Genomic DNA, 11,587 nt, shown 5'->3' with positions numbered 1-11,587 from the left:
TGCCCAGGTTGTTGCTGCCGTAGTTTCCGCTGCCCAGGTTCTGGTTGCCCGTGTTCCCCCAGCCGACGTTGCTGGTGCCGGTGTTGCCGCTGCCGATGTTCGCGTCACCGAGGTTGCCGCCGCCCAGGTTGCCATTGCCGATGTTGCCGCTGCCCGGGTTGAGCGTGCCGGTGTTGCCGCCACCGATGTTGAAGTCCCCGGAGTTGCCGAGCAGCGGCTTGCCGATCGCCGCGACGGGCTTGGGCGCCTGCTGCCAGCCGGCCAGCTGTCCCGCCACCGCCGACGCCCCGCCGTGGTAGCCGAACATGGCGGCCGCGTTCTGGGCCCACATCCGCTCGTAGTCGAACTCGACGGCCGCGATCGCGTGCGCCTGCAAGCCCAGCAGGTTCGACCGCACCAGCGATACCAGCGCGGTGCGGTTCAGCCGCACCGCGATCGGATGCACCGTCGCGGCCCGTGCGATCTCGTAGACCGTAGCCGCCTCTTTGGCCAGGGCGGCCGCGCTCCCCGCCCGCGCGGCCGCCCCGCCAAGCCATTGCGTGTACGTCGCGGCCACCGCCGCCATCGCCGTCGACGCCCCGCCCTGCCACGCCGATCCCGCGAGCTGGGCGGTGACCGACGAGAACGACGATGCCGCCGAGCCCAGCTCGGATGCCAACCCCCGCCACGCCGCCGCCGCGAGGAGCATCGGCTCCGAGCCCGCGCCGGCGAACATCTGCGCTGACAGGACTTCCGGCGGCAATAGGCAGGAATTCATGGGCCGAACGTAAGTTCCGGCAGGGCGGCCGCAGCAGAGTAATCGACTACTCGACTTCGTCGGGCCGGTACGCACCTCGCCGCTAGCGGAAGAAGCCCGCCGCGTTGTTTCCCGTGTTGAAGGCGCCGGAGTCCTGAATGCCCTTGTTCCCAAGGCCGGAGCTGTAGAAGCCCGAGTTCGCGAAACCCGAGTGGAAGTTGCCCTTGTTGAACAACCCGGCGTTCAACCCGCCCGCGTTGCCGATGCCCGCTTCCTCGCCGGTGCCGGAGTTGAAGAAGCCCGAGACCTGGTTCGAGCCAGTGTTGCCGAAGCCAGAGCTGCCCAAGCCGGAGTTGTTGAAGCCCGAGCTGGAAAGGCCGGTGTTGCCGAAGCCGGAGCTCGCGTTGGCCCCGTTTTCTGTGCTGGCGATCCCGGTGTACGTGAAGCCGGAGTTGAGGGCGCCGGTGTTGGTGGAGCCCGAGTTCGCCCATCCGGTATTGGTCGAGCCGGCGTTGAAGCCGCCCGAATTCACGTTGCCCGAATTGAAGTTGCCCGTGTTGAGGTCGCCCGAATTGAACGAGCCCACGCCGTACGTGCCCGAGTTGAAAGAGCCCAGGTTCCCCCCGCCGGCATTGAAGATTCCCGTGTTGAACGTGCCCGCGTTCCCGAGACCCGTGTTGTAGCCGCCGGCGTTTGAGAAGCCGGTGTTGACGTCACCGGCGTTGCCGTAGCCGAAGTTGCCGCTTCCGGAGTTGAAGAAGCCGATGTTGCCGTCGCCCGAGTTGAAGAACCCGATGTTGTTGTCGCCCGAGTTTCCGATGCCGATGTTTCCGGTGCCGGAGTTCAGCAGCCCGATACCGACCTTGTTGTTGCCGGTGAGTCCGATGCCGATATTGCCGCTGCCGGTGTTGCCGAAGCCGAGGTTGCTGTTGCCGTGGTTACCGAACCCGTAGTTACCGCTGCCGATGTTGCCGCTGCCGGCATTGCTGTCGCCGCGGTTTCCGCCGCCGACGTTGTTGTCACCGACGTTCCCGCTGCCGAAGTTTTTGCTGCCCTGATTTCCGCTGCCCAGGTTGAGATCGCCATCATTGCCGCTGCCCAGGTTGTTGCTGCCGTGGTTGCCACTGCCCAGGTTCTGGTTGCCCTGGTTCCCCATGCCCAGGTTGGACGTGCCGGAGTTGCCGCTGCCGACGTTGGCGCCACCTTTGTTGCCACCGCCCAGGTTGCCGTCGCCGATGTTGCCGCTGCCCAGGTTCAACGTCCCGGTGTTGCCGCCGCCGATGTTGAAGTCACCGGTGTTGCCCAGCAGCGGCTTGCCGATCCCGGCGGCGGGGCTGGCCTGCCAGGAGGTGAGCTTGGCGGCCACGGCCGAGGCGCCGCCGTGGTAGCCGAACATCGCCGACGCATCCTGAGCCCACATCCGCTCGTAGTCGCCCTCGATGGCCGCAATCGCCGGCGCGGCGAAGCCGAACAGGTTCGAGCGCACCAGCGACACCAGCGTCGTTCGATTCGCCTGCACCGCAAGGGGATGCACCGTCGCCGCCCGCGCCGCCTCGAACACCGAGACCACCGCCTGCGCCTGCGCGGCCGCACCCAGGGCCTGCGCGGCCGCCCCACCCAGCCAGTCCGTGTAAGTCGCGGCCACCGCCGCCATCGCCGCCGACGCGCTGCCCTGCCACGCCGAACCCACCAGCTGCGACGTCACCGACGAGAACGACGCCGCCGCCGAGCCCAGCTCCGACGCCAACCCGTCCCACGCCGCGGCCGCGCTCAGCATCGGCCCCGACCCCGCACCGGTGAACATCCGCGCCGACAGCACCTCTGGAGGCAACAGTGAGAAATTCATGCGCCGACGGTAAGTAGCAACCCGGCGGTCGCGACGCAGTAGAGCGGTACTGCATTTCGGTCACACTTTCGCGGCCCACTTCGTCAGACCTGCATGACCAACAAGACCCGCATCGAGCCCCTGCCCCCGAAGCGCGCCGGCCTGCTGACCCGCGCCATGTACCGCTACGCCAAGCGCCGCTTCGGCGAGGTCCCCGAACCGTTCACCATCGCGGCGCATCACCGCGGGCTGCTGATCGCCAACGCCGTGCACGAGACCATCGTCGGGCAGGCGTCCAAGACGCTGCCGACCAGCGTGCGCGAGCTCGCCGTGTTCTGGACCGCCCGCACCGTCGGCTGCTCGTGGTGTGTCGACTTCGGTGCCATGCTGCAGCGGCTGGACGGCCTGGACGTCGAGCGGCTCAAGGAGATCGACAGCTATGCGACCTCCCCGAAATTCACCGCCGACGAGCGCGCGGCCATCGCGTACGCCGACGCGATGACCACGGACCCGCACTCGGTGACCGACGAGCAGGTGGAGGACCTGCGGGTTCGGTTCGGCGAGGCCGGAGTCATCGAGCTGACCTACCAGATCGGCCTGGAGAACATGCGGGCCCGGATGAACTCCGCGCTGGGCATCACCGAGCAGGGCTTCAGTTCCGGGGACACCTGCCGGGTGCCGTGGGCCGAGCCTATTGAGTCAGCTCGCGCAGCGGAGAGCCGGTGAATTTGTCCGGGTTGGCGATGTCCCACAAGGCGACGACCTTGCCGTCACGCACGGTCATCGCGGTGATCCGCGGCGCCATGTCCCGGTGCCCGTCCTCGCCGGTGACGCCCGGCGTGTAGGCGCCCAGTTCCCCGTTGACCAGCGCCAGCTGGCTGGCGGTGTAGAACGCCGGGCCGTAGCGGTTGGCCAGGCCGAGCATGAACCGGATCACCTTGTCCGCGCCGCGGATGACGTTGACCGCGGTCGACGTCCTGCCGTTCGCGTCGCCGGTGAACGTCACGTCGTGATGCAGCAGTTCGACGACGGCGTCCAGGTCCCCGGCGGCCATGGCGGCCATCAGCTTGCCGACCACCTCGTTGTGGGTGGGGTCGGCCGGCGCCGACGGGGTGCCGGCCTCACCGCTCACGGCCTTGCGGGCCCGCGATGCCAGCTGCCGGGCGGCGGCGTCGCTGGTGCCCAGCACCTCGGCCACCTTCGCGAACGGGACGTCGAACCCGTCGTGCAGCACGAAGGCGACCCGCTGATCGGGGCTCAGCCGCTCGAGCACCACCATCGCCGCGAACCGGGCGTCCTCGCGCGCCACCACCTCCGACAGCGGGTCTCCCGCGTCAAAGCCGGTCACCACCGGCTCGGGCAGCCAGTTACCGGTGTAGGCCTCGCGCCGGTGCGCAGCCGAGCGCAGCCGGTCCAGGCCCAGCCGGCTCACCACGGTAGTGAGCCACGCCCGTAGGTCATGGATCGGCCCGCGCTGTCCGTCCCAGCGCAGCCAGGCCTCCTGCACGATGTCCTCGGCGTCGGCAACGGTGCCGGTCAGGCGGTAGGCCACCGACATGAGATGCGGTCGCAGGGCTTCAAATTCGCTGACCTGCGTGGAGGTCATTCCCCGAGCCTAGCGGGGATCGCGAGCGCGGCGCAGCCGGGCGAAGCGGGTCGCCGCCAATAGACCCAGCGGGGATCGCGAGCGCGGCGCAGCCGGGCGAAGCGGGTCGCCGCCAAGAGACCCAGCGGGGATCGCGAGCGCGGCGCAGCCGGGCGAAGCGGGTCGCCGCCAATAGATCTAGCGTTAGGCTCGCGAACACCATGTCTAACAATCTGTGGCTGCATTTCACCCGTCAGGGACCGGATTTCACGCCGCCGGTCATCACCCGGGGCGACGGCTTCACCATCTTCGACGACCGCGGCAAGAGCTACCTGGACGCGTTGTCCGGCCTGTTCACCGTGCAGGTCGGGCACGGCCGCGCCGAGCTCGCGGAGGTCGCCGCCCGGCAGGCCGGCACGCTGGCGTTCTTTCCGCTGTGGGGGTACGCCACCCCGCCCGCGATCGAGCTGTCCGAGCGCCTCGCCGCCTACGCGCCCGCCGACCTGAACCGGGTGTTCTTCACCACCGGCGGCGCCGAGGCCGTCGAAACCGCGTGGAAGGTTGCCAAGCAGTTCTTCCGACTGACCGGCAAACCCGGTAAGCACAAAGTCATTTCGCGTTCGATCGCCTACCACGGCGCCACCCAGGGCGCGCTGGCGATCACCGGCCTGCCCACGTACGTCGCGCCGTTCGAGCCGGTGACGCCCGGCGGCTTCCGGGTGCCCAACACGAACGTCTACCGCGCGCCGGAGCCCTACGCCGGCGACCCGAAGGCCTTCGGGCGGTACGCCGCCGACCGGATCGCCGAGGCGATCGAGTTCGAGGGGCCCGACACCGTCGCCGCTGTGTTCCTCGAGCCGGTGCAGAACGCCGGCGGCTCCATCCCGCCGCCGCCGGGCTACTTCGACCGGGTGCGCCAGATCTGCGACGAGTACGACGTGCTGCTGATCTCCGACGAGGTGATCTGCGCGTTCGGCCGGATCGGGTCGATGTTCGCGTGTGACGACTTCGGCTACGTGCCGGACATGATCACCTGCGCCAAGGGCATGACGTCGGGCTACTCGCCGCTGGGCGCGATGATCGCCAGCGACCGCGTGTTCGAGCCGTTCCAGGACGGCAGCGCGACCTTCCGACACGGCTACACCTTCGGCGGGCATCCGGTGTCGTGCGCCGTCGGACTGGCCAACCTCGACATCTTCGAGCGCGAGGGCCTCAACGACCACGTCAAGGCCCAGGCGCCCGCGTTCCGCGCCGCCCTGGAGCGGCTGTACGACCTGCCCGTCGTCGGCGACGTCCGCGGCGAGGGCTACTTCTACGGCGTCGAACTGGTCAAGGACCAGGCGACCAAGCAGACCTTCACCGACTCCGAACGCGCAAAGCTGCTCGGCCACGTCGGCTCGGCGCTGTTCGAGGCCGGGTTGTACTGCCGCACCGACGACCGCGGCGACTCCGTCATCCAGCTGGCGCCGCCGCTGATCTGTGGACAGGCCGAGTTCGACGCCATCGAATCCATCCTGCGCGGCGTGCTGCAAGAGCTCTAAAGTCCTTGGCATGGCACGCAAACCACGCATCAACCCGGTCCGGTGGCAGCCGCCGCCGGTCGACCCGCTGCCGGACGTGCCGGCGCCGGTTGTCACCGTCGTCCCGCTGCCCGGCAACGGGCCCGAGGACGTCGTGGTCGACGCGGGCGGTCAGTTGTGGACGGGCCTGGAGGACGGTCGCATCGTGCGCGTGTCAACCGGTGGTGAAGCGACCGTCGTGGCCGACACCGGCGGGCGGCCGCTGGGTCTGCACGTCGCCCGCGACGGCCGGGTGCTGGTCTGCGACAGCCACCGCGGGTTGCTCGCCCTCGACCCGGCGAGCGGCACGCTGGACGTGCTGGTCGAATCGGTCGGCGGCCGCAAGCTCAAGTTCTGCTCGAACGTCGCCGAAACCGACGACGGCACAATCTATTTCACCGAATCGACGGCCAACTTCACGTTCGAACAATTCACCGCCCCGATCGTGGAGGCCCGCGGGGACGGCGGCCTGTTCCGGCGCGACCCGGACGGCACCGTCACAACGCTGCTCGACGGGCTGTACTTCGCCAACGGGGTGACGCTGACGGCCGACGGGTCGGCGCTGGTGTTCGCCGAGACCCTGGCGCGGCGGCTGTCGAAGTACTGGCTGACCGGTCCGCAGGCCGGATCGGTGACACCGCTGGCGGTGAACCTGCCCGGAATGCCCGACAACCTGTCAACCGGCGCCGACGGCCGCATCTGGGTCGCGCTGGTCACCGAGGCGAACCCCGCGCTGGAGCGGCTGTTTCCGCGGGCCCCGATCATCCGCAAGGTGATCTGGCGCCTGCCGGAGCGGCTACAGCCGCAGATCAAGCCGGAGATCTGGGCGGTCGCGTTCGACCCCGACAGCGGGGCGGCGGTCGCCGGCCTGCGCACGCAGCATCCGGACTTCGGCGCCGTCACCGGTCTGGTCGAGGCGGCCGGCAGGCTGTGGATGGGCACCATCAGCTTCCCGGCCGTCGCGCACGTCGACTTGGCGGACCTACTCCCAGAACCGTAGTTTCGACACGCGCCGCCCGCGATCGGCGCCGCCGAGCAGTCGTTTGACGGCGTCGACCGCCACCAGCACCTCACGGGCCTGCGCCTGCGTCTGGCCCTTGAGGAATCGCGTCAGCGCATTGCAGAGGTGCACCAGCGCGGCGCGCAGCTCGGGTTCCGTCGCCGCGTCGCGATGGCCTTTGAGCTCCTCGAGCACCCCGTCCAGCCCGGAACGCCGCACCTGCGTTGCCTTTTCGACCTGCTTGAGCAGGTGCTGAAGCGACTTGGGGGCGGGGGGACGGGCCATGGCACGAAAACTAGCAGGGGCGGCCATGGCGGCGACGGGCATGGCACCACCGGGTGGGGCGGCCATCATGTCCACCGAGGCAAAACCGGCCTGCGCCCAGCCGTACGGCATCTCGACGGGCTGCACCACCTCGTCGAGCGGCCCGTCGACCGTGCTCTCCGGGCGCTCCGGGTCAATGGCGACGAACGCGGTGAACCGCGACAGCACACCGAACCGGATCGAGTGCGCGACGAGGCGCTCGGTCAGGCGCTCGTCGCCGCGGCCGGCCGCGTGCTCGTCCTCCAGATCCCGGACCACTGCGCGCGCCCAGATCTTCTGCACGGCAGTGGCTTCCGGCGCCAGGCGGGCGGGCAGCGAGGCCGAGAACGGCCCGGCGGCGGGGTCGGCGGGGTCGGCCCGCACCCGCAGCTCGACGGGCTTGTCACCCTTGCGCCGGTAGCGGCCGGAGATCACGCAGGGCACGCCGGCGAATGCGTCGGGGGCCCGGTGGGGGGTGATGCTGCCCTTCACGATCTCGATGCCGTGCCCGCTCACCCGCAGCTCGGTCAGCGACGGGCGCCCGATGGTGCGAGCCAGCCGGGTCATCACCTCGTCGAGGCGGTCCTCGGATTCGACCAGCTCGGCGCGGCCGTTACCCAGCGCGGCGAGGCGTTCGAGGAACCCGGCGTTGACGGCGCGGTCGATGCCCACGCAGTAGACCCGCGTCCGCCCGATCAGCGGCGCCAGCGACCGCAGCAGGTGGTCCTCCCCCGCGATCTGGCCGTCGGTCACCAGGACGATGCTGGCCAGCCGGTCCTGCTCGGCGGCGGCCAGCAGCTGGGCGGCGTCGCGCAGCGGATCGGCCATCTCCGTGCCACCGCGGGCCGCCAGTGAGCCCAGCCACGACGCCGCCGCGAACCGGTTGCGGTCAGACGCCTGGACGAGGCCGTCGGGCAGGTCGGGCGGCGTCTCCACGCCGTGGTCGAACGCGAACACGCAGAACCGGTCGGCCGCGTCGAGCATGTCCACGATCCGTCCCGCCGCCCGCCGCGCCGCGACCATTTTCCAGCCGCCCATCGAGCCGGAACGGTCCAGCACGACGACGACGTCGCGGGGGGCGCTGGTGGTCTCGGCGGGCGGTACGACGGTCACCGACCAGGTGCCCTCGGCGCCGTCGGCGTCGGGGACCAGCAGCGCCGACGACGTGGTGTGTCGCAGGTCCGCACGGAACCGCAGCACGAAGTCGCGGTCGGCCCGCGCACCGGGCTCGACGTCCAGGCGCGTCGCGCCGTCCGTCGTCAACACGGCGGTGGGCAGCGAAGCGCGCAGGTCGGACACTGTCAGCCCGCCGTCGTCCAGCGTCAGCGACAGCCGCAGGTCGGGCCGGTCGTCGGCGCCGGACAGCCGCGGCGGGGTCACCCGAGATGCGTCGGGCACGGCGTCCGTGTCGCGGCCGAGCCCGGCGCCCGTCTGATCGCCCGCCAGCGGCGTCCCGGTGGTGTATCGCGGCGCGACGACGAGCGGGAAGCGGAATGTGGCCTCGCCGTCCTCGAACGCCAGCGGGCCGGCCAGCACCATCTCGATGGTTGCTTCCTCGCCGGGCCCGAGGTTGCCGACGCGCACCGAGAACACGTCGGAGCGGTCCTCCTCCACGATCGCGGCGCGCTGGCCGCTGGCCACGGCGTGTTCGTAGTCGGCGCGCGCCTGGCCGCGTTCCTTGAGCACGCCGACGACGCGGCGTCCGGCGAGGTCGGCGACGAAGTCGGTGACGCCCGCGCGGGCCGGCAGCGGGAACACGTACGTCGCCTCGATGGTGGTTTCGCCGGTGTTGGCGAACCGCTGACGCACGGTGGACGTCGCCGTCATCCCGACGATCGCGGTTTCGACGCTCAACGCCTTCAGCGGCAGCCGCTCCCCGCTTGTCGCCTCCAGCTCGCCGCAGGTCGGCCGGCCTTTCGCCGCCGGCGCGGCTTCGGCGGGCAGTAGGGGTAGTAGCTCAGTGTTCATTGCGGGTCCCTTCTATAGAGGCTGTGGTGGCGAGCAGGTCCAGCAGCGGCGCGGCGGCGCGGCGCAGGTTGTCGAGCGACGGCAGGGGGCCGTCGACCAGCAAGGTGACACTGTCGGATAGCCGAACGGCCCGCAGCTCGGTCGTTTCCGCGGGGGCCGCCGCCGGTGCCGCGGCGACGTCGGGGGCCGTTGCCCAGAAGCTGCCGGCCGCCCGCGACGGGGCCGGGGCCGGCTCCGGATCGCCCAGGTCGGCGGGCATCGCGTCGGGCGGGATCGCGGCCAGCGACTCCAGCTCCGCCTGCGGCATGTGCCGCAGGCGCGCGGCGATCTCCTCGAGCGAAAGGCCCTCGCCCTGAAGGCGTTTGACGGCGACCAGGCTGATCAGGTGGCTACGCCCGTAGGTGAGTGCGCGCCCCCGGTTGCCGGGGCGTGGCAGCAGCCCGCGCGCGGTGTAGTAGCGCACCATGCGCTCGGCCGGGATTGCTTTGGCCTGCCTGTTGTCGGGCACCGCGCCGGACGCCTGCACCGCGTCGGCGGCGGCGGCGGCGAATTCGGGCAGGGTGAGCAGCTTCATTAGTTGACAGTGTCATACGTGGGGGTTGACACTGTCAAGCGGCGCGGCATTTGGCCGCTGCTGCGGCCCACGCCGTTGACTCTGCGCCCACTGCGCAAAAGCGCGAGAAGCCACCACGCTCAGCGCAGACTCAACGCAGCGGCCCCGCCCACGCACCAGCCCACGGCTGTTGACTCTGCGCCCACTGCGCAAAAGCGCGAGAAGCCACCACGCTCAGCGCAGACTCAACGCAGCGGCCCCGCCCACGCACCAGCCCACGGCTGTTGACTCTGCGCCCACTGCGCAAAAGCGCGAGAAGCCACCACGCTCAGCGCAGACTCAACGCGGCGGCCCCGCCCACGCGCCGGCCCCGCACCCCCGCAGGCCCACAGATAACTTCCGTCCCACCCGTCACAGCGCGGCGCACTGCGAAGCGTCCGGCCATCGCCTAGGCTGCACAGACGATGTCTGGCTTACGGTCCCTCACGCGCGGCGCGTCATCGCTGGCGGCGGCGGTTTTCCTGACCGCTGCGCCCGTCGGCCTGGGCCTGCCGGCCGCCCTCGCCGAACCCGACGCCGGGCCCAACGCGGTCCCGGCGACCTGCCCGTACAAGGTGTCCACCCCGGCGGCGGTCGACTCGTCGGAGGTCCCGCAGGCCGGTGAGGCGCCCTTGCCGCTGGCGGTGCCGTCGAAGCCGGTCGGCGGCGACGCGCTGGGCGGCTGCGGGATCGTCGCCGCGCCCAACACGCCGCCACCCCCGGGCGATGTCTCCGCCGAGGCTTGGGTGGTGGCGGACCTGGACAGCGGCGCGGTGATCGCCGCGCGCGACCCGCACGGCCGCCACCGCCCGGCCAGCGTCATCAAGGTGCTGGTGGCGATGGCGGCCATCAATGCGTTCAACCCGAACAAGTCGGTCCCCGGCACCGCCGACGACGCGGCCGCCGAAGGCACCAAAGTCGGCGTCGACGCCGACGGCATGTACACGATCAGCCAGCTGCTGCACGGGCTGCTCATGCATTCGGGCAACGACGCCGCCCACGCGCTGGCGATGCAGCTCGGCGGCATGCAGGCCGCGCTGGAGAAGATCAATCTGCTGGCGGCCAAGCTCGGCGGCAAGGACACCCGGGTCGCGACGCCGTCGGGCCTGGACGGGCCGGGCATGAGCAGCTCCGCCTACGACGTCGCCCTGTTCTATCGGTACGCGTGGCACAACCCCACCTTCGCCGACATCGTCGCGACCAAGACCTTCGACTTCCCGGGCCACGGCGACCACCCCGGCTACCAGCTGGAAAACGACAACAAGCTGCTCTACAACTATCCCGGCGCGCTGGGCGGCAAGACCGGATACACCGATGACGCCGGGCAGACGTTCGTGGGCGCCGCCAACCGCAACGGGCGCCGGCTGGTCGCGGTGCTGCTGCACGGGACCCGCCAGCCGATCGCGCCGTGGGAGCAGGCGGCGCACCTGCTGGACTACGGGTTCGCCACGCCGGCGGGCACGCAGGTGGGCACGCTGGTGGATCCCGACCCCGCGCTGGCGAACGCCGGGCACGCCGGGGACAAGCAGCCCGACGCCGCCCAGGCCGCGGGCCCGTCGTCGTCGCCCGACGCGCTGCCGGTGCGGGTGGGCGTGGCCGTGGTCGGCGCGCTGGTGGTGTTTGGGCTGATCATGGTCGCACGCTCGATGAACACGCGTCGCGCCTATTAGGCGAACACTAGGATCCACGGGATGACTGCCCTGTACGAGGACGCCGGCCTGACGCTCGACGAGGACGGCATCACGATCCGCCGCTACTACTTCCCCTTCGCCTCCGCCAAGCGGGTTGCCTACAGCGACATCAAGGGGATCAAGGCCAAGCCGATGGGCTGGAGTTCCGGCAAGGGCCGGTTGTGGGGCGCCTCCGACCCGCGCTACTGGTTCCCGCTCGACCTGCAGCGCGGCAAGAAGCCGACGCTGCTGATCCTGACCGTCGGCCGCTGGGTGCGCCCCTGCATCACGCCCGAGGATCCCGACGCGGTGATCCGGCTGCTCAAGACCCACGTCAAGGCCTGACGGA

The 11,587-nt window shown here is 70.6% G+C and carries 9 protein-coding genes and 1 pseudogene; 5 read left to right on the top strand and 5 right to left on the bottom strand.

The window, feature by feature from the left end; all coding sequences use genetic code 11:
• Both AC5Y5V_RS25370 and AC5Y5V_RS25365 read right to left on the bottom strand, forming a co-directional pair.
• On the bottom strand, window positions 1–757 hold a 757-nt coding region (locus AC5Y5V_RS25370; RefSeq protein WP_499940709.1), incomplete at its 3' end, for a PPE family protein.
• An 82-nt stretch (window positions 758–839) separates the two neighbouring features.
• Window positions 840–2,582, bottom strand: coding sequence for a PPE family protein (locus AC5Y5V_RS25365; RefSeq protein ID WP_499940708.1), 1,743 nt, complete (start codon window positions 2,580–2,582; stop codon window positions 840–842).
• Between the two features lie 60 nt (window positions 2,583–2,642).
• On the opposite strand from AC5Y5V_RS25365, the pseudogene AC5Y5V_RS25360 reads away from it, so the two are divergent.
• Window positions 2,643–3,287 (top strand): annotated as a pseudogene (locus AC5Y5V_RS25360) (carboxymuconolactone decarboxylase family protein); the annotation flags it as partial.
• Here the strand turns inward: AC5Y5V_RS25360 and AC5Y5V_RS25355 are convergent.
• The gene (locus AC5Y5V_RS25355) at window positions 3,253–4,167 is read right to left on the bottom strand and encodes a sigma-70 family RNA polymerase sigma factor (RefSeq protein ID WP_499940707.1); all 915 of its coding nucleotides are present in this window, start codon (window positions 4,165–4,167) and stop codon (window positions 3,253–3,255) included. The pseudogene AC5Y5V_RS25360 and the gene AC5Y5V_RS25355 sit on opposite strands and share 35 nt — an antisense overlap.
• A gap of 200 nt (window positions 4,168–4,367) precedes the next feature.
• Between AC5Y5V_RS25355 and AC5Y5V_RS25350 the strand changes: the two genes are divergently transcribed.
• Window positions 4,368–5,687 carry an aspartate aminotransferase family protein gene (locus AC5Y5V_RS25350; protein WP_499940706.1) on the top strand — a complete coding sequence of 440 codons (1,320 nt, stop codon included), beginning with the start codon at window positions 4,368–4,370 and terminating at the stop codon, window positions 5,685–5,687.
• A 10-nt stretch (window positions 5,688–5,697) separates the two neighbouring features.
• A complete protein-coding gene (locus tag AC5Y5V_RS25345; protein WP_499940705.1) occupies window positions 5,698–6,705 on the top strand; it encodes an SMP-30/gluconolactonase/LRE family protein in 1,008 nt (335 codons plus the stop codon).
• On the opposite strand, the gene AC5Y5V_RS25340 is transcribed toward AC5Y5V_RS25345, so the two are convergent.
• Window positions 6,688–8,976 carry a VIT domain-containing protein gene (locus AC5Y5V_RS25340; protein WP_499940704.1) on the bottom strand — a complete coding sequence of 763 codons (2,289 nt, stop codon included), beginning with the start codon at window positions 8,974–8,976 and terminating at the stop codon, window positions 6,688–6,690. The genes AC5Y5V_RS25345 and AC5Y5V_RS25340 overlap by 18 nt on opposite strands.
• Window positions 8,966–9,550 carry a helix-turn-helix domain-containing protein gene (locus AC5Y5V_RS25335; RefSeq protein ID WP_499940703.1) on the bottom strand — a complete coding sequence of 195 codons (585 nt, stop codon included), beginning with the start codon at window positions 9,548–9,550 and terminating at the stop codon, window positions 8,966–8,968. Before AC5Y5V_RS25335 ends, AC5Y5V_RS25340 begins: the two co-directional genes overlap by 11 nt.
• 443 nt (window positions 9,551–9,993) lie before the next feature.
• On the opposite strand from AC5Y5V_RS25335, the gene dacB1 reads away from it, so the two are divergent.
• On the top strand, window positions 9,994–11,238 hold the full coding sequence (gene dacB1 / locus AC5Y5V_RS25330) for a D-alanyl-D-alanine carboxypeptidase DacB1 (RefSeq protein ID WP_499940702.1): 1,245 nt from the start codon (window positions 9,994–9,996) through the stop codon (window positions 11,236–11,238).
• A gap of 21 nt (window positions 11,239–11,259) precedes the next feature.
• Complete coding sequence (locus AC5Y5V_RS25325; RefSeq protein WP_499940701.1) at window positions 11,260–11,583, top strand: PH domain-containing protein; 324 nt, start codon at window positions 11,260–11,262, stop codon at window positions 11,581–11,583.
• Window positions 11,584–11,587: the final 4 nt, after the last annotated feature.

The organism is Mycobacterium sp. NGS68 (genome assembly GCF_059812195.1).
The sequence above is the reverse complement of the archived record's forward strand: the minus strand, read 5'-3'. Positions and strand labels throughout refer to the sequence as shown.

Bases quoted from the DNA above. Each gene is read 5' to 3' on its own strand.
- AC5Y5V_RS25365 (WP_499940708.1), bottom strand. From the start codon at position 2,582: ATGAATTTCTCACTGTTGCCTCCAGAGGTGCTGTCGGCGCGGATGTTC.
- AC5Y5V_RS25355 (WP_499940707.1), bottom strand. From the start codon at position 4,167: ATGACCTCCACGCAGGTCAGCGAATTTGAAGCCCTGCGACCGCATCTC.
- AC5Y5V_RS25350 (WP_499940706.1), top strand. From the start codon at position 4,368: ATGTCTAACAATCTGTGGCTGCATTTCACCCGTCAGGGACCGGATTTC.
- AC5Y5V_RS25345 (WP_499940705.1), top strand. From the start codon at position 5,698: ATGGCACGCAAACCACGCATCAACCCGGTCCGGTGGCAGCCGCCGCCG.
- AC5Y5V_RS25340 (WP_499940704.1), bottom strand. From the start codon at position 8,976: ATGAACACTGAGCTACTACCCCTACTGCCCGCCGAAGCCGCGCCGGCG.
- AC5Y5V_RS25335 (WP_499940703.1), bottom strand. From the start codon at position 9,550: ATGAAGCTGCTCACCCTGCCCGAATTCGCCGCCGCCGCCGCCGACGCG.
- dacB1 (WP_499940702.1), top strand. From the start codon at position 9,994: ATGTCTGGCTTACGGTCCCTCACGCGCGGCGCGTCATCGCTGGCGGCG.
- AC5Y5V_RS25325 (WP_499940701.1), top strand. From the start codon at position 11,260: ATGACTGCCCTGTACGAGGACGCCGGCCTGACGCTCGACGAGGACGGC.